General features: G+C 67.0%; 15 protein-coding genes. 12 read left to right on the plus strand and 3 right to left on the minus strand.

Going from position 1 to position 16,856, the window contains the following annotated elements; genetic code table 11:
* Positions 1-226: 226 nt before the first annotated feature.
* Positions 227-670, minus strand: a complete 444-nt coding sequence (locus ETD85_RS08910) for a GNAT family N-acetyltransferase (RefSeq protein WP_138689143.1) — start codon at positions 668-670, stop codon at positions 227-229.
* 736 nt (positions 671-1,406) lie between these two features.
* On the opposite strand from ETD85_RS08910, the gene ETD85_RS08915 reads away from it, so the two are divergent.
* The 5 genes from ETD85_RS08915 (at position 1,407) to ETD85_RS08935 (ending at position 7,922) form a co-directional block, all read left to right on the plus strand.
* Entirely contained in the window at positions 1,407-2,123 is a 717-nt protein-coding gene (locus ETD85_RS08915; protein WP_138689144.1) for a GntR family transcriptional regulator, read from the plus strand.
* Positions 2,124-3,347: 1,224 nt separating this feature from the next.
* Complete coding sequence (locus tag ETD85_RS08920; RefSeq protein WP_138689145.1) at positions 3,348-4,004, plus strand: JAB domain-containing protein; 657 nt, start codon at positions 3,348-3,350, stop codon at positions 4,002-4,004.
* A gap of 1,420 nt (positions 4,005-5,424) precedes the next feature.
* Positions 5,425-5,823 carry a hypothetical protein gene (locus ETD85_RS08925; RefSeq protein ID WP_138689146.1) on the plus strand — a complete coding sequence of 133 codons (399 nt, stop codon included), beginning with the start codon at positions 5,425-5,427 and terminating at the stop codon, positions 5,821-5,823.
* A 1,087-nt stretch (positions 5,824-6,910) separates the two neighbouring features.
* Positions 6,911-7,390, plus strand: a complete 480-nt coding sequence (locus ETD85_RS08930; protein WP_240779040.1) for a GntR family transcriptional regulator — start codon at positions 6,911-6,913, stop codon at positions 7,388-7,390.
* A gap of 49 nt (positions 7,391-7,439) precedes the next feature.
* The gene (locus ETD85_RS08935) at positions 7,440-7,922 is read left to right on the plus strand and encodes a GntR family transcriptional regulator (RefSeq protein WP_138689148.1); all 483 of its coding nucleotides are present in this window, start codon (positions 7,440-7,442) and stop codon (positions 7,920-7,922) included.
* 173 nt (positions 7,923-8,095) lie between these two features.
* Here the strand turns inward: ETD85_RS08935 and ETD85_RS08940 are convergent, their stop codons facing one another.
* Both ETD85_RS08940 and ETD85_RS08945 read right to left on the minus strand, forming a co-directional pair.
* Entirely contained in the window at positions 8,096-9,118 is a 1,023-nt protein-coding gene (locus ETD85_RS08940; protein WP_138689149.1) for a hypothetical protein, read from the minus strand.
* Positions 9,119-9,164: 46 nt separating this feature from the next.
* The gene (locus tag ETD85_RS08945; RefSeq protein ID WP_240779041.1) at positions 9,165-9,995 is read right to left on the minus strand and encodes a DMT family transporter; all 831 of its coding nucleotides are present in this window, start codon (positions 9,993-9,995) and stop codon (positions 9,165-9,167) included.
* A gap of 169 nt (positions 9,996-10,164) precedes the next feature.
* Between ETD85_RS08945 and ETD85_RS08950 the strand changes: the two genes are divergently transcribed.
* The 7 genes from ETD85_RS08950 (at position 10,165) to ETD85_RS08980 (ending at position 16,856) form a co-directional block, all read left to right on the plus strand.
* Positions 10,165-11,568 carry an aminotransferase-like domain-containing protein gene (locus ETD85_RS08950; protein WP_138689151.1) on the plus strand — a complete coding sequence of 468 codons (1,404 nt, stop codon included), beginning with the start codon at positions 10,165-10,167 and terminating at the stop codon, positions 11,566-11,568.
* Positions 11,569-11,598: 30 nt separating this feature from the next.
* Positions 11,599-12,150 carry a CGNR zinc finger domain-containing protein gene (locus ETD85_RS08955; protein ID WP_240779042.1) on the plus strand — a complete coding sequence of 184 codons (552 nt, stop codon included), beginning with the start codon at positions 11,599-11,601 and terminating at the stop codon, positions 12,148-12,150.
* A gap of 44 nt (positions 12,151-12,194) precedes the next feature.
* Positions 12,195-12,803 carry a GNAT family N-acetyltransferase gene (locus ETD85_RS08960; protein WP_170246575.1) on the plus strand — a complete coding sequence of 203 codons (609 nt, stop codon included), beginning with the start codon at positions 12,195-12,197 and terminating at the stop codon, positions 12,801-12,803.
* Between the two features lie 15 nt (positions 12,804-12,818).
* Complete coding sequence (locus tag ETD85_RS08965) at positions 12,819-13,694, plus strand: 1,4-dihydroxy-2-naphthoate polyprenyltransferase (RefSeq protein WP_138689152.1); 876 nt, start codon at positions 12,819-12,821, stop codon at positions 13,692-13,694.
* A 9-nt stretch (positions 13,695-13,703) separates the two neighbouring features.
* Positions 13,704-14,702 carry an adenosine deaminase gene (locus ETD85_RS08970; RefSeq protein WP_138689153.1) on the plus strand — a complete coding sequence of 333 codons (999 nt, stop codon included), beginning with the start codon at positions 13,704-13,706 and terminating at the stop codon, positions 14,700-14,702.
* Between the two features lie 114 nt (positions 14,703-14,816).
* Positions 14,817-15,521 (plus strand): GAF and ANTAR domain-containing protein, encoded by a 705-nt coding sequence (locus ETD85_RS08975; RefSeq protein WP_138689154.1) that lies wholly within the window; start codon positions 14,817-14,819, stop codon positions 15,519-15,521.
* An 84-nt stretch (positions 15,522-15,605) separates the two neighbouring features.
* Positions 15,606-16,856, plus strand: a complete 1,251-nt coding sequence (locus ETD85_RS08980; RefSeq protein WP_170246576.1) for a KAP family P-loop NTPase fold protein — start codon at positions 15,606-15,608, stop codon at positions 16,854-16,856.

Here is a 16,856-nt window from a genome sequence, read left to right on the forward strand (position 1 = left end):
GGACGCGACCCAGACCCAACCATCCAGCCCCTGTACAGGCCATAACGCCCACTGCGGTTCGCAGCCTCGCCGATGGTGTCCTGGCGAGTGGAGACTCGATGATCAAGCGGCTGGTCGCGTACCGGTCGCATGAGGCCGCGTGGGCGAAAAGTGACACCGCTCGACGGGACGTCACCGTCTCGCCATGTTCGGGTCGCTACGCACTGGCGGTGAAGGGAATGCCTGGCTACAGCAGTTCGATCTGATACCTGATGAAACCCCGGTTTTCGGCCACTTTGTCGTACAAGCGCCGAGCAGTGCTGTTCGATTCGTGGGTGTTCCAGTAGACGCGGGAGCAGCCGCGCTCCCGCGACCAGGCGACCACAGCTTCGATCAGCGCGCGCCCGACGCCCCTGCCACGCACGTCTGAAGCGGTGAACAGATCTTGCAGGTAGCAGACGTCGGTGTCTGGCGCCGAGGTGTTGGCATGCGTGAAGAAATGTGTGATACCGACGAGCCGCCCATCCACTCTTGCCCCGAAGGCGTGTACCCGGGTGTCGGCCATGAACTCCTGCCAGGCCCGCTCATACATCTCCGCTGGCTCGACGCGCTGGTAGAAGTCGATGTACGCACGGAACAAGCCCTCCCATGCGTCCCGGTCGGATGGAAGGAGCTTGCCAATGTCGATCATGAATTTCCTCTTGCTCGTGCAGCCCGGAGAAGGCCTTGACCAGCGGCCCTGATGCTGCCATGCCGCGTTGGAGACATGCCCGTATGGGCAGTTGATGGGATTCAATGTCAGACCCTAGAAGAAAGTGGTCCTGCGAGATACGACCACTCTGCGGCGATAACAGGAGACCACTTTCGTACGGCGTCGGCGCGGGCGAGCGACCGTAAGATCCGTGCCGCTTCCGCCGCCGACGGAGAGACGATCAGCCGCGCCGAAGGACAGTTAGCCAGCCGAGCGCGACGGCTCGCCCCAGAGACGAAGAGTGCGCTCGCGGCGGAGCCGTGATCATCTTCGCTGCAAGGGCTCGCATTACGGTGCACACGAGGCGAAGGGATCTCAGCTTGGTGCTCACCAGACGAAGGCTCTCAACTGGTTACGCGCTGGGCAGAGGGTCTCAGCGTGCTGCGCTGCGCTGCGCCTGATCCGCGAAAAGCAACCAGCCATGGCCGCTAGGCTGCCTGAGGACCGGCACAGCAGCCGTAGGTATTGGAAGAGGTCGCCGATATGTGCTCGGGGGTACACACATCGACGACCTCTACCGGAGAATCGCCACCCCTTACATCGGCGTTACAGGGTTTCTCCGATAATTTTCCGTCATCGCAAAGTTGGGGCTCCAGCGTCCATCGATGACGGTCGGTTACCTGCCGAATACGGCAACATGGGGCAACGCCTCACACGAACCCCCAGGGATGGACTAGTGGCCACCTCAGATCCGGTCTACCTGCGTGTCGTCGAAGACATTCGGCGGCAGATCACCGACGGCACCCTTCCCCCCGGTGCGCCCATCCCCTCACGGGCGCAGCTGACCCGTAAGTATCAGGTCGGAGAGACCGCCGCCCGGCACGCGCTACGTGTGCTCGCCGGCGAAGGGCTCATCATCGGCCGCGTGGGCTCGGGTCATTACGTCAGGGAACGCCCCGACCTCACATCGCTTTACCGATGGCGCTTTCTCGACCATCCCGCCCCGTTTGCGGCTGACCTACAGGCACAAGGCAGACGTGTGACGTGGGATTGGCACAGCGAGCCCATCGAAGCGGGCCCCGACATCGCCAGACGGCTGCGTCTCAGCGGGCCCACCACGCTGAGCAGGACACACTACGTCTTTCGCGGTGACGGCAGACCGCTCCAGCTCGCGACGTCGTATGAGCCGATGGAGTTCGCCGCCCACTCGGAAGAGGAACGACGAAGTTTGGTCGCGAGGATGTACGCGCACGGCATAAAGATCACCGAGGTCGTCGAGAGCGTGCACACGCGCGTTCCTCGGCCGGCGGAAAGCGACGCGCTCGATCTGGCAGCCGGGGTGCATGTTCTGCACGTTGAACGGACTCATTGGGCGGGGGATCGTCCCGTGGAGACAAGCGACATCGTCATCCCGGGTGATCGCTTCCGGATCACGTACAGCATGCCGATCTAGGCCAGAAGGCTCCTGGCGAGCCGCGCACCTCGCCCGGAGCCCTCCAGGCTGTTCGACCAGCACGACGGCTCGGAGTCCTACGAGCTCAGTGAGCGTGGATGCCCCTCGAAGCCGCATCTTGCTCGGTCGGTGTGGATGTTCGCATCTTGCTCGGTCGGCGTGGATGCTGCGCCTTGCTCCGTCGGTGTGGATGTCGCGCCTTGCTCGGTGGCGTGGACTCCGTAGCTTGCTGGGTTGGTTTGGATGCCGCTCGGAGCCACGTCTCTTGCCGAGATGGCTGTTGCGAGGTGGACAACCAACCTGGCCAGTCCAGCGAGCCTGAGCCGTCGTCTCCCGGTCCGCCCCAGTACGGAGGTCTGGGAGAGTGCGGTGGCTTGGAGTGCCACGCCCGTTCCTCGCAACGTCGCCCAGGAGCGTCGTCCTTCGCGCCTGCGTACGGTTGCCCAAAGAGGCGATCGCTCAGGTGGTAATTACTCAGGTGTTGCGGGGGTCACGAGATTTTGGCGCGCGAGCGGCACGTACCCCCGGCTTACACGAACGCATGACCGAGAGATGCGCCTGGCGCGGAGATGGTCATCTCGGCCCGCATGGAGTCCGCCGGAGTCCTGGGTGTGGCGCGGCGGAAACGGCCGCCCGACCGGATCTCCTTGACCGGCCTGAACAGGGCCTCATTATGAGAGCCATGTTGGTGATCTCGTCGTTGGCGGCAGGACGACGGTGGAAGCCGGGTCGTGGCCGAGACACCTGCGTCTCGGGTGTACGGCGGCGGTGCGCCGAAGCCGAGTGCCTCCGCACACACCTCGGAACCCTCAGCTCCCGGTCTCAGCCGAGTGACGGTGCGGGCGATGTCGGTGCCCGAGATGTGCGGGAAGTCCAGGGCGTGGATGCCACACCGCGCCATCGGGCGTGAGGAGATCGCCCGGGGGGTGGTGAGCGGCTGTGCTGACCCGTGCTGGAGTTGACCCAGTCCCGGCTCGCGGGTTCCGCCCCTACGCCCGCTGAACGTCACGTGCCCCCCGTCGGCCGTCGGGGCAATTGCGCGTTCCGGATATGCGCACGCCGGCCATCGCCGCAAGAGGTGTCTTCCGGATACCCGCCCGCTGGCTGTCGCGAGGATGGGATGTTCCGGGTGCACGGGGACGAATGGAAACGTGTCGAGCCGTCGTAAACGTGCAGGTCAGAGATTGTCGGTGGGCGTTGATACAACGGCTGCGGAGGTTGTCGATGCGAGTCAAAGACCTGTCCAAACGCGACCGGCCGCGCGAGCGACTCATGGCCAGTGGAGCCGCCGCACTGGCCGACTGGGAGTTGCTGGCCGTGCTGCTCGGCTCTGGGTTTCGGGGGTCGAGCGCCCTGGACCTTGCCGCTCAGGTGATCGAGCACTGCGGAGATCTGGGCGCGCTCAGCCGTTCGGAACCGCATCGGTTACTGGCGGTGCCCGGCGTCGGCCCGGCCAAGGCCGCCCGGATGGCCGCTGCCTTCCATCTGGTACGCCGGGCGGACGCAGGGCCCGAGCGCGAACGGATCTCCAGCACCTCCGATCTCGCACAGGTGTGTGCTCCGCTGTTGCAGGGCCGGCAGCAGGAGCGGCTCATCGTGGTGGTCTGCGATACCGGCGGCAGGGTGCTGAAGCGCACGGTCCTGACCGAAGGCGGGACCGACCATACGCCGGTGCCGATTCGTGAGGTGATCAGGGAGGTGCTCACCGCGGGTGGAGCCGCGTTCGGCCTCGCCCACAACCATCCAGGAGGTTCACTCGATCCGAGCCCATTCGATGTGGAGGCTACGGTGCAGCTCGCCGAGGCCGCGGACACGGTCGGGCTGCGACTCCTCGACCACCTGATCATCACAGATGCGGCCTGGCGGCGAATCCCTACGTAAATCGCTTCCACCGCGAACTATGGCCCCAGCCAACAGCAAAGGGAATGATCCCGGATATTGCGCCGAACTGCAGTTTCTCAAGAGATGACCATGAGAATCTAATGACGCGGGTAGGCCGTTTTGGACGTCAGCCGGCCGTTACTCGCTGGCGCGTGGTCCTGTGCCTCCCGGAGGGTGCAGGACCACACCGTCGAGTCGTGTGGTCCCAGGCGAGCCCATCTGATTAGGGTCGGATCGGGTCGACGCATCGCCTGGGATCACACCCAAGCGACCGCAGGTGGGTGTGTCGGCGAGCGCCTTATCCTCTGAGATCCGTCCGGGGAGCCTCTGTCGACGGCCGAGCCTGGCACGTCCAACACCCGTGTTCGATGGATATGGTCTCGGGCGTCTTCGCCACGTCTGTCTCGATCTCTTCGCCACGTTCGTCCCACCCCCCTTCCTCGCCACGCTTGTCCCACCCTCTCTCCGCCATCCTCGTCTTGGGGTACGGCCTCGGTTGCGCTGCCCGCGCGGGGGGTAGCGAGGTCTGCCCGGGTCTGTACTACTTAACGGAGTGCCACGCGGAGCCGGTGGGTATCGATTGCACGGCCGCGGGGATGCAGGTTCCCTGGGGAGGACGCAGAAAGCTCTCGCGAATCGCACAAGGTCACGGCCGCATTCCACGCCGAGCACCTGCACAGGGGAGAGACCAATGCCACGGCCGATGTGGCCGCCGGCCGCCGGCCGCCGAGGGCGATGTGTCGACACGCGCCGAAGGGTCAGCCTTCGATTACCAGTTTGTCGAGGGTATGCGGCGCCTGGTGTTCGGTCATCGGGAGTGAGTGGGCTGGCCACGACCTCGTGCTCAGTCGATACGAGCGCCAGGCAGGGCGCAGGTTGGCTTGGTTGGTGGTTACCCGTGGTTGCCGGCGTCGGGACTGCGCAATTGATTGGTGTCCAGGTGCGGCTCGTATAGATGCGAGGGTTTCGCTCCTTTTGTGGCGTTGGCGAGAACTGCTGCAGCGGAAGTGCGCACCGGGCAGGAACGATACTGACCCGAACGCGTCTTTGTGAGGAGTCAGAATGTTGCGGGAGTCGGCGGTCTTGGTCCCAATTGATCGGATGGTTCCTGGGTGGCGGACCGGCTCGCTGGAGGCTGCGTGCGCCTTGATGGTCAGTGGGGGGAGCTTTCCGCCCGGCCGTCATGCGTGGAAGGTTTGCGAACTGTGCGTGAAATGGTCTTGTTCGCCAACCCTTCCACAATCAGAGACCTCGCCCCAGCAGGCGATCTTCCCCACACCGCGACGAATAAAACCACACCCATACGCGCAGACGCCCGATCGCCAGGACTATGGACTCCTTGCCACTATGTGCTCACAGAAAGTGGGGCGGGGCCATCAAGGCTCAGGGCTCCTCGGCTACCGTGAAGGTAGGGGGACACATGGACGTAGAGGCGGAAATTCTCGACTTGCAGCTCCGTGTCGGAATCCTCGAAGCGAGCATCCGTCCCGAGGGCACGGCGTCCGGCGACTTCAGAGGACGAGGTCAGCACGGCAACCTCCCGGCCGACAGATGCGCTCATAGGGAAGCCATTCAGTCCGATCTTCTGACGACGTCCATCTCCGTCGCCGAGGCGAGGGCCGAAGTTGCGGATGTTCGGATGGAAATGAGCCAGGACTTTGCGGCCCTCGGTCTCGAGATCTCTGGCCTTCGACGGCAGACCAACGAGAACTTCGCATCCGCTCGGCACGAGATGATGCAAAAACTCGACTCTCTACGGTGCGAGATGATCGAGCTAGGCCTTAGGCTTGATCGGTTGCTGGAGAACGACAGTGCCTAGGACCGGCGTGAGCTCTCGACTCGGGGGCTCACGCCGGGCACTTACGAAGCAGCATGCCACGGCATGGCTTAGCGAACAGATGAACCGGGCGAACGGCGGCAAGATGTCGTTCCCAGTGGTCTGGTCGTGGGCAGATTTGCCGCAACCAAGGTCGATTGAGGTGCGAACCACGACCTGGATCGTATTTTCAACAACTGTCCTGACTCTGGACCGGAGAACAAGTCGGGGCCCCTGGTCCCGATTCGCTGTGGCGGACGACACCCAGGCAGCACAATGTTGTTCGCGGCCATCGCTTTGCTTTCCTTCGTTCTCATTAGGCCCTCGAAGGATCACGCGATGGCCGTCACCATTTCGCGATGCGATCTACGAGATTTGCCCGGAATGCACGAGCGGCACGTCGCGATCACGGCCCTGGTGGACGAGGGTGCCGGTGATCGACGAGCCCTGCCTGCGGCGCGTCGCACGGGTGATGAACGGAACGTTCGACGCCCCCAGGGCTCCCGAGCACGGCATCGCACGGTTCCGACAGGCCCTGGATGGCCCCGGACTGGTGGCCCTTCCATGGGCGGCGACGGGTTGGTGGCCGCCGTCATGGACGTCACGACCGCCACGACCGCCACGACCGCCGACCGCCACGACCGCCAGCGTCGTCGGAGCCGGTGCATAGGAAGAGGCCCTGTTCACCTCCCTCCGCTGAACGTCCGGCACCACAGCGGCGGTCTCACCAGCCGGGCCACACAAAGGTTCACCACAAGTGATGGAGAGAGGCGCGAGTGAAAGATGCGGCGCGCGACTTCTCAGCGACATCCAGCACCCGGCACCAGACAAGCATGCACATCCATGCCGGATCTTACGCCACATTCCCCCGCCATCACCTTTTCCGGGTTTGCTGGTCTTCTTGCGAATGAATGCAATGTCCCCCCACTGACACATTTCGCAGCCGACCGCAACCCCAGCAGCGCGGTATTGCGACGGCCCATTCGACGGAGGTCCGCGCCGCTGACCCCCACCCGGCAACCCCAAGGGCCATGAGTTCACCACGCGTCCTCACCGGTGGCGCATGCACGGGTTGGTCTACAATCCAGGCGTGCTAGACCGCGAAGGGCCCGTGCCTCTCTTCAAGCAGGTCGCCGCCCTGGTCCGCGACCAGATAGAGCGCGGCGAGCTCACCGCCGGCGACCCCGTGCCGAGCGAGGCGGCCCTCGAGAAGCACTACGAAATCGCCCGGACGACCGCCCGGCGAGTGGCGCGTGAGCTACGCGAGATGGGACTGGTGCACACGGTTCAGGGCGAAGGCACCTTCGTCGGCCGGCCTGGCACTCCGCGCTCAGCCAAGCAGATGCCGCTCTATCAGAAGATCGCCGGCGAAGTCGCCCAGCGTATCCAGCTCGGCGAGATCTCGCCCAACAAGGCCATTCCCGGCGAAAAAGTTATGATGCGGCAATACAGCGTGGCCAAGGTGACGGTACGCCAGGCCGTTGCGCATCTCCGCGAACAGGGCTGGGTGTTCACCGTCCCTTATCGCGGCACATATGTGACCGGTCCAGAGAAATGGCCCATAAACTAGGGTTCCTAATCGCCCTCCCTTTCTCTGCGGTGTTGTATACCCTTGAGGCGTGCTGAATCGCGAGGGTGATACCTACCTCTATCTCCAGATCAGTGAGGTCATCAGGTCGCGCATAATCGCCGAGCTCTCCCCCGGAGATCTTGTGATCAGCGAGGCGGGCATCCAGCGAGAGTTCCAGGTGGCGCGTACGACCGCGCGACGGGCGATCCGCGTGTTGCGTAACCAAGGGCTCGTTCACACCCGCCAGGGCGAGGGAACGTTCGTGAGCGCGCCCGACGCCAGGGGCCGCCCCGCGGATCCCCAGACCCCGATCTATCAGCTCATCGCCGAAGAGCTCAGGAAGCGGATCAAGGCCGGCGAGCTGGCGCCGGGTCAGGCGATTCCGAGCGAGATCGGGCTGGTGCGGCACTACGGCGCCGCACGCGAGACGGTACGCCGGGCGGTGACGCTGCTGCGGGAGCAGGGATGGGTGCGCAGCGTCCCGCACCGTGGGAGTTTCGTCGCGCCCCAGGAGTCCTGGCCCGGCGCCTGATCGACGTGCCTGGTCAATGCGCCTGATCGACGTGCCTGGTCAACGCGCCTGGTCAACGCGCCTGGTCGACGTGCCTGGTCGACGTTCGCGATCACCCTGCGCGATCAACCCGCGCGATCAACCCGCGCGATCAACGTGCATGATCGACGTGCGCGATCGACCGCGAGAACCAGTCAGAAGACCGGGATGATCTCCTCCGGGTCGATGAAGTCCACCGGTACGCCCTCCAGGTCCAGCTCGGGAATGGCCGGGAAGTCGATGCCCCACCGCTCGACGATCGCGCGGATCTTGGCCATGGCCACCCGCCAGTTCTCCGCCTGCTCCTCGTACGACAGCACCCCCAGCCCCGCCTGCCTGGCATGGTCCATGAGGACGCGGTGGTTGGCCAGGAAGTACGGCGGCAGCTCCCAGAAGCCCGCCGGCGGCTCCCAGAGGATCATGCTCAGGAAGACGAAACCCGCTCTGAGCTGGCGAGTGATGAGGACCCGGGTCTCGTCGGTGAGGCCGGGCCACTCGTTCTCGAGAATGGTCATGCAGATCTGGAGATGGCGGGACTCGTCCCGGCCGATGCGCTGGAACATCTCGCTGAAGACCGGGTGCCGCGTGCCCGATGACATGCCTCTGAACAGCGTCGAGGCGGCCATCTCCCCCATCATGAAGCTGGTGAAGAGCACCGGCAGCGAATATCTGCCGACCGCCGAGGTGTAGCCGGTCCAGTAGCGGCCGCCGTTGTGGTAGAGCCAGCCGATGTTGTTGTGGGCGGCCGATTCGAGGTCGTCGGACGGGGTCCAGTCGAGCGGGCCGCCCGGCCAGAGCTTGGCGATGGTGCGCTGGCAGCACTCCTCGTGGTTCATCTCGTCACGGGTGATGGAGAAGAAGCACTTCCTGACCGGATCCTCCTCGTGCTTCTCGAACGCCTGGATGGTGGCACGGGCGAACACGGCGGGTCCTGACGCGTCGAAGTTGGCCAGGACCGCGAACCAGTACATGATGCCCAGGCGCTGCTCCCTGGTGAAGTCGTCCGCGTTCAGCTCGTCCCACGGCAGGTCGGCCGGGTTCCAGAGCACGCGCTTGGACTTCTCGTAGATGGCGGCGAGCTTCTCCGTCTCGACGCGCCACTCCATGGGATAGATGTTGGGCTGCGGGATCTCCGGCGCAGGCCAGAAGCCGCCCTCTGGGATCGTGAGGTCCGCCATTGTTGTGACACCTCCTCTCCCATCCTGCGGGGTGGCGTCACGGCTTTCAAGTACGGGCGCGCTGGGTGATTGCCACGCATACCAGTACGGCCAGGGCGGCGACCACCGTGGCCGTGCCGAAGCGTTCGCCCAGCAGGACCCAGGCCCAGATGAGCGTCAGGAGGGGCTGGGTGAGCTGGGTCTGGCCCGCCCTGGCGATGCCGCCGGCGGCCAGGCCCGCGTACCAGGGGATGAAGCCCAGGAACATGGAGACGAGGGCCACGTAGGCGAAGCCCGCGACGGCTTGGGGGGCCGGGGTCATGGGGGTGGTCAAGGCCAGGAACGCGGTCACGGGGGCCGTCAGGGGAAGCGAGAGCACGAGGGCGTGGGAGATCACCTGCCAGCCCGGGGTCTGCCTGGCCAGGCGGCCGCCTTCGGTGTAACCGACCGCCGCTGACAGAAGTGCGCCGACCAGGAGGAGGTCGGGCCAGGAGGTCGTTCCGGCCTGGTGCTGGGTGAGGGTGAAGGCGCTGATGGCGACGGCGCCTGCCGTACAGGCTGTCCAGAACAGGGGGCGGGGGCGCTCGCCGGCCCGCAGGACGGCGCAGGCGGCCGTGGCGGCGGGGAGCAGGGCTATGACCACCGCGGCGTGGGCCGTGCCGGTGCCGAGGTCCAGGGCCAGGCCGCTGAAGACCGGGAACCCGAAGACGACGCCCAGGGAGATGAGGGCGTAGGCGGGCCACTGATGTCTCGGCGGGAGGAGGGGGCGGCGGGTGACTTTGAGACAGATCGCGGCTATCGCGCCGGCCAGCGCGGCCCGGCCGATGGCGACCAGCCACGGGTCGAAGCCCTTCATCGCGTAGACGGTCGCCGGGAAGGAGCCGGAGAAGGCCAGCACGCCGAGGAAGGCCAGCAGCGTGCCACGGCCGGCACCCGGCGCCGAGGCCCTTGAGCCCCGGACACCGTCGAGCCGCGCAGGGCTTGTGACCGGCTCGACAACCGGTGACGCGGGCGGGTGGAAAGGGAGCGCTACTCCGTCAGAGGCAGTAGCACTACTCTCATCTTTCATGAACAACGATAGCAGTATCGCTCATATCGCCGCGATGCTGCGCGAAGAGGCCAACCGGCTCGGACCCGGCGCCCGGCTGCCGTCCAGCCGGGAGATCATGCGCAGCCACGGCGTCAGCCCGGTGACGGTCTCCAGGGCGATCGGCCAGCTGGCCGCCGAAGGGCGGGTGGTGACCAGGCCGGGTAACGGGGTCTTCGTCGCGCAGAGGGTCTCCCGAGGGCACGACGCGACCGATCTGTCCTGGCAGACGGTCGCCCTGGGTGATCGGGTGGTCGACGAAGGGCCGATCACGACGCTGCTGGGGCAGGCCGCGGAGGGGGTGGTGCCGCTGACCGGCGGTTATCTGCGCCCGGGACTGCGCCCCGACAAGCAGTTGGGAGCCGCGGCGGCGCGGGCCGTGCGCAGGCCGGACGCCTGGGCGATGCCGCCGCTCGCCGGGCTCGTCGAGCTGCGCCGGTGGTTCGCGGCGCAGGCCGGGGGCGAGGTGAGCGCGGCCGACGCGTTGATCGTGAGCGGCGGGCAGGCCGGGCTGACGCATGCGTTCAGGGCGCTGGCGGCCCCGGGCACGCCGGTGCTGGTGGAGACCCCCGCCTACCCCGGTGCGCTGGCGGCGGCGCGGGCGGCCGGGCTGCGGACCGTCGCCGTGCCCATCGACCGGGACGGAGTGCGGCCCGAGCTGCTGGCCGAGGCGTTCGCCGTCACCGGCGCCCGGGTGTTCCTGTGCCAGCCCACCCTGCAGAACCCGACCGGGGCGACCCTGACGGCCGAGCGCCGGGAGCAGGTGCTGGAGGTGGCGCGGGCCGCCGGGGCGTTCGTGATCGAGGACGACTTCGCGCGGCATCTGACCGAGCAGGCGCCCGCGTCGCTGGTGTCGATGGATCGCCACGGGACCGTGGTCCACCTGGGCTCGCTGACGAAGATACTCTCGCCGAGCATGCGGGTGGCGGCCGTCATCGCCAGGGGTCCCGCCGCCCACCGGCTGCGGGCGAGCCAGTGCGTGGAGTCGTTCTTCGTGGCGCGCCCGCTGCAGGAGACGGCGCTGGAGTTCGTCGGGTCGCCCGCCTGGCGGCGGCATCTCACGGCGGTGCACGCCGAGATCGGGGTCCGGCGCGACGCGCTCGCGGCCGCTCTGGCCGCGCGCATGCCGGAGGCGGAGGTGCACCTGCTGCCCGCGGGCGGTATGCATCTGTGGGTACGCCTGCCCGCCGAGGTCGACGAGGGCGAGCTGGTCGAGGCGGCCAGGCGGAACGGGGTGCTGGTGAGCCCCGGCCGGATGTACTACCCGTCGGAGCCGCCCGGGCCGCGCATCCGGGTGACGCACATGGCCGCCGCGCATCTGCCGGAGCTCCACGAAGGGGTACGACGCCTCGCCCAGGCCCTGACCGACGTCTCCCGCAGGTGAATCGATCATGAACCCAGTAGAGTGATCGGCATGCCGTTCTCCGCAGAGCACATGCAGGGCATGGAGGCGGAGCCGGCGGCCGCGGAGCTCGTACGCGATTTCGTGAACACCCGCGACGTCGAGACCGGGACCGACGAGCTGTCCTCCCCCGCCGGGCTGGCACTCTGGCTGCGCCTGCGCGGCCTCGCCGGCCCGCGGGACGACGCCACGGAAGAGGATCTCCGCCTCGCGCTCGCCCTCCGCGAGGGCCTCAGAGCCGCGCTCAGGCGCGAGAGCGCCGACCTCCCCTCGCTGCCGCTGGCAGTCGAGGCGGCAGGTGAGGGGCTCCGGCTGGTCCCCGTCGGGGACGGTGCGCGGGCCGGGCTGGCCGGAATCGCCGTGGCGGCCGTGCGCGCGCCGTGGAGCCGGCTCAAGGTGTGCTCGGAGACCACCTGCCAGTGGGCGTTCATCGACTCGTCGCGGAACCGTTCCCGCTCGTGGTGTTCCATGCGGGTATGCGGCAACCGCACCAAGACACGCGCTTACCGGGCGAGGAAGCAGGGTTCGCGTCGTCTCCAAGGGTCAAACACCGATACGGTGTAACTCGTGCCTTGTGGCATGGACAGCAGGCGAAGGAGCGGGCCGAGATGGCAGACGTAGGCGTCCGGGCGGCCCGGCGCGAGGATGTGCTCCAGGTTGCGAATACCCAGATTCGCGCCTGGCGCTACGGCTATCGGGAGTTCCTCCCCGAGGGGCCGCTTGAGCAGATGACCGGGGCCGCGGCCGAGAAGATGTGGCTGCGCCAGTGGGATGAGGCGATCGTCGCCCCGCCCACCGCCCGGCATCGGGTGCTGGTGGCCGTGGAGACCATCCTCGACACCGAGGGCTTTCCCGCGCTCGGCGCGGGCGGCAGCGCTGCCCTGACCACTCCCCGTGGCGGCGAGCGCGTGGTCGGCCTGGCCTCCCACTCCCCCGCGGAGGATCCCGACCTCGACCCCAGCGTGGTGGCCGAGATGCTGACCCTGCTGGTCGACCCCGACTTCGTGCGCCGGGGCCACGGCAGCCGCCTGCTCAACGCCACCGTCGACTACCTGCGTGACGACGGCTTCCGGCAGATCGTCACCTGGGTCTTCGCCGACAACCACGCGGTGCTCGGCTTCCTGGAGTCGGCCGGCTGGGGCGAGGACATGGCCGAACGCGTACTCGACATGGGCCGCCCGATCCGGATGGTCAGGCTCACCACGGACATCAGCTAGAGGTAGAAGTAGGACATGGCAACCCCCGGCCAGTGGATCGCCGGCGCTCGCCCGCGCACCCTTCCCAACGCCATCGTGCCCGTCATGGTGGGCACCGGCGTGGCGATCGGCGAAGGCGGCTTCGTGTGGTGGCGGGCGATCCTGGCGCTGCTCGTGGCGCTCTCCCTGCAGATCGGCGTCAACTACGCCAACGACTACAGCGACGGCATCCGCGGCACGGACGACCAGCGGGTCGGCCCGATGCGGCTGGTGGGCTCGCGGGCGGCCACGCCGCGGCAGGTGCTGACGGCGGCGCTGAGCTGCTTCGCGCTCGCGGCGGTGCTGGGGCTCGTCCTGGTCGTCGTCACGCAGGCGTGGTGGATCCTGCTGGTGGGCGCCGCGTCGATCGCCGCGGCCTGGTTCTACACGGGCGGCAAGCGTCCGTACGGCTACCGCGGGCTGGGCGAGCTGGCCGTGTTCGTGTTCTTCGGGGTCGTGCCCGTGGTCGGCACGGCGTACGTGCAGACGGAGTCGCTGAGCTGGCCGGCGTTCCTGGCGTCGATCCCGGTGGGGCTGTTGTCGTGCTCGATGCTCGTGGTGAACAACCTGCGTGACGTGGGCACCGACGGCGAGTCCGGCAAGCGCACGCTCGCCGTGGTGCTGGGCCCCGCGCGCACCCGCGCGCTTTACGTGGCCTGCCAGGTCATCCCGTTCGCGGTGGCGATCACAATGATCCCCCTGACGCCGTGGGCGGCGCTCGTACTGCTCGCCCTGCCGCTGGCGATCACCCCGATCAGGACGGTGCTGAGCGAGGCGGTCGGCCCGGCGCTGATCGCGGTGCTGCAGCAGACGGGCAAGCTGCAGATGGCGTACGGTCTCCTGTTCGCCGTCGGGCTGGCGATCATCTTCTAAAGTGGGAAGATGAAGGACTTCATCGCCGGGCTGCCCAAGTGCGAGCTCCACCTGCACATCGAGGGCACGCTGGAGCCCGAGCTCAAGTTCGAGCTGGCCGAGCGTAACGGGCTCAGCCTCCCCTACTCCTCGGTGGAGGAGATGCGGGCCGCCTACACCTTCGACGACCTGCCGTCCTTCCTGAAGATCTATTACGAGGGCATGCAGGTGCTGCGCACCGAGCCCGACTTCTACGACCTGGCCATGGCCTACCTGCGCAAGGGCGCCGAGCAGAACGTCCGCTATGCGGAGATCTTCTTCGATCCGCAGGCCCACACCTCGCGCGGGGTGCCGTTCGAGCTGGTGATCCGCGGGCTGCGCCGGGCGCTGATGGACGCGCAGTCGCAGCTCGGCGTGCGGGCGCAGCTGATCATGTGCTTCCTGCGCGACTTCCAGGCCGAATACGCGATGGCGACGCTACTGGAGTCGCTGCCGTACCGGGAGTGGATCGCCGGCGTCGGGCTGGACTCCGACGAGAAGGGCAACCCGCCGGCCAAGTTCGCGGCCGTCTACGAGCGCGCCAGGCAGGAGGGCTACCTGCTGACCATGCACTGCGACGTCGACCAGGACAACGCGATCGAGCACATCCGCCAGGCCGTCGAGGACATCGGGGTCAACCGGATCGACCACGGCGTCAACATCCTGGAGGACCAGCGGCTGGTGGAGGTGGTGCTGGAGCGCGGCATGGGGCTGACGTGCTGCCCGATCTCCAACAGCTACGTCACCGACTCGATGAAGGCCGAGGGCATCCGCAAGCTCATGGACCTGGGCGTGCGCGTGACGGTCAATTCCGACGACCCCGCCTACTTCGCCGGCTACGTGCAGGAGAACCTCGAGGCCCTGCAGGACGCGCTCCAGCTCAGCAGGGAGGAGCTGGCGCAGCTCGAACGCAACGCCTTCGAGATCACCTGGCTGCCCAGGCATCTCAAGGACGCCTATCTGGCCGAGGTGGACGCATACCTCTCCTGAGGGCACCCCGATCCCGCCGCTGAGGGACTAGCCTTGAGGTCTCCACAGGGCCAGGCTTTGTGGTCAAGTGACCCACCGCCCGCAAAGCGCGAGGAAACCTTGAATCGGTCACGCATGCCCGCCGACATCGAAGATTTCGATCGGGTGCTCACCGAGTGCGTCACCATCGTGTCGAGGGTCGTGCCCGACTCCCCGATGGTCAGCGTCACCTTGTGCGCGCGGACCGGCCTGCGTACCGTGGCCTGCTCCCACGCGAAGGCGGAGCTGTTCGACGAGCTGCAGTCGGCCGCCGGGCAGGGGCCGGTCCTCGACGCGATCGGCCACGGGATCGCGGTGACGGCGGACGATCTGACCGCCGACTCTCGCTGGCGGCGCTTCACCGCCGACACGACGGAGGTCCGGAGCCTGTACTCGGAGCCGCTGGAGTGGGAGGGGAGCTCGTTCGGCGCGATCACCCTCTATTCGGGCGACGCCGGGGGGTTCGCCGACGAGACCAGGGTGGCCGTACGCGTGACCGCCGACCACATCGTGCTGCTCTACCGCACGGCGCTCGACGCGGCCCGGATGCGGGAGATCGCGGCGCAGCTCAAGGAGGCGCTCAACACCCGGGCGATCATCGACCAGGCCCTCGGCATCATCATGGCGCAGCGCCGCTGCACCTCGCACCAGGCTTTCGAGATCCTGCGGAACGTCTCGCAGGTTAAGAACGTCAAGCTGTACCAGGTCGCGGCCACGATCGTGGAGACCGTAAGCGGTGAGCCGCCGCAGCGGCCCCGCTTCGAGGAGCCACCACAACGCACGGCCGACCCGAAGAAATGACCGGCCGCCTAAGCCGCGTCACAGTTCGATAACCTATGGTCTTCCATGCCGGAAACGATGCATCCTCATTGCTGGAGGACGAGGATGCCCGATATCGCAATGCTCTCGGACGCGCCGGCGGATTGGCGCGGAGATCTTCTGCAGTTTCGGCGTTACGTTGATCCGCTTGTTTCGGTCATAACCAATCCCCGCACCCAGACGCCCTTTACGATCGGCGTCTACGGCACGTGGGGAAGCGGGAAGTCGACCCTGCTCGGAATGGTCGACCAGCGCCTGCTCGATCGGCACGGCGAGGAGTTCGTCCGGGTGCATTTCAACCCGTGGGTGCACCGCCGCGAGTCCGAAATGCTGCTCCCTCTCCTCAATGCCCTGCACAACGCCCTCAACCAGGACCCCGGGCACCGCTTCGCCGACACCGTGAAACGGCTCGGCGACATCATCCTCAACCTCGCCGCCGACGAGATTCTGAAAAGGGTCAACCTGGGTGGCGCGAGCGTGGAGAAGATCGGCAAGCTGGCCCAGCAGTACGCCGAGATGCGCGGCCAGGTCGACAGCCAGACCGGCCGGCTGCGCGGCCTGCTGCAGAAGGAGGCGGACCGCCTGGCGGAGAAGGGACGAAGAATCGTCTTCTTCATCGACGACCTCGACCGGTGCGAGCCCGACCAGATCATCGACGTGCTCGAGTCGATCAAACTCTTCCTCGACCTCAAGAACGTCTTCGTGCTGATCGCCCTGTCCAAGGAGGTCGTCGACCGCGGGGTCTCGGTGAAATACCAGCCATTCGGCTTTCCCGACCACGCGGCCATCGCCGACGATTACCTGGACAAGATCATCCAGCTTCCGCTGCATCTCTACCCGCTCGGTCCCGCGGAGGTGGGCGGCTTCATCCGCGGCTCGCTCCTGGGCGATCTGGCGGTCCGGCACGTCGCGACGCTGGAGAGCATCGTCGTACCGAACCCACGCAAGATCAAACGGGTGCTGAACCTGCTGCGGGTGACGGAGGCCATCATCGAGGGCACGCCCGGACTCGACGACCTGCACATGGACCTGGTCGTACGCCTGGTGGTGCTGCGCATCCAGAGTCCTGAACTGTTCACGCACGTGGTGCGGCAACCTGCCCTGCTGGTGGCGCTCGAACTGACCTACCAGGACAAGCTGGCGGTCGGCACCTTCCAGGGTTTCCAGGTGCGCTTCGGCGCGCGGGCGGAGGAGATCCAGCAGCTGACGTCATCGCATCACGGACGGCACGGCTTCCTCGCGCCGCTGTTCGGCGGCTCGGCGTTCGAGGCGTCCGAGGACCGGCTGCCGGCCTACCTGACGATGATCGGCGGATGA

This window comes from Nonomuraea zeae (assembly GCF_005889725.1).
GTDB classification, from domain to species: domain Bacteria; phylum Actinomycetota; class Actinomycetes; order Streptosporangiales; family Streptosporangiaceae; genus Nonomuraea; species Nonomuraea zeae.

What these genes read in the sequence shown, in the direction of transcription:
- ETD85_RS08925 (WP_138689146.1), top strand. Translation starts at nt 5,425, where the DNA reads ATGGACGTAGAGGCGGAAATTCTCGACTTGCAGCTCCGTGTCGGAATC.
- ETD85_RS08965 (WP_138689152.1), top strand. Translation starts at nt 12,819, where the DNA reads ATGGCAACCCCCGGCCAGTGGATCGCCGGCGCTCGCCCGCGCACCCTT.
- ETD85_RS08920 (WP_138689145.1), top strand. Translation starts at nt 3,348, where the DNA reads ATGCGAGTCAAAGACCTGTCCAAACGCGACCGGCCGCGCGAGCGACTC.
- ETD85_RS08940 (WP_138689149.1), bottom strand. Translation starts at nt 9,118, where the DNA reads ATGGCGGACCTCACGATCCCAGAGGGCGGCTTCTGGCCTGCGCCGGAG.
- ETD85_RS08910 (WP_138689143.1), bottom strand. Translation starts at nt 670, where the DNA reads ATGATCGACATTGGCAAGCTCCTTCCATCCGACCGGGACGCATGGGAG.
- ETD85_RS08970 (WP_138689153.1), top strand. Translation starts at nt 13,704, where the DNA reads ATGAAGGACTTCATCGCCGGGCTGCCCAAGTGCGAGCTCCACCTGCAC.
- ETD85_RS08980 (WP_170246576.1), top strand. Translation starts at nt 15,606, where the DNA reads ATGCCCGATATCGCAATGCTCTCGGACGCGCCGGCGGATTGGCGCGGA.
- ETD85_RS08975 (WP_138689154.1), top strand. Translation starts at nt 14,817, where the DNA reads ATGCCCGCCGACATCGAAGATTTCGATCGGGTGCTCACCGAGTGCGTC.
- ETD85_RS08950 (WP_138689151.1), top strand. Translation starts at nt 10,165, where the DNA reads ATGAACAACGATAGCAGTATCGCTCATATCGCCGCGATGCTGCGCGAA.
- ETD85_RS08955 (WP_240779042.1), top strand. Translation starts at nt 11,599, where the DNA reads ATGCCGTTCTCCGCAGAGCACATGCAGGGCATGGAGGCGGAGCCGGCG.
- ETD85_RS08960 (WP_170246575.1), top strand. Translation starts at nt 12,195, where the DNA reads ATGGCAGACGTAGGCGTCCGGGCGGCCCGGCGCGAGGATGTGCTCCAG.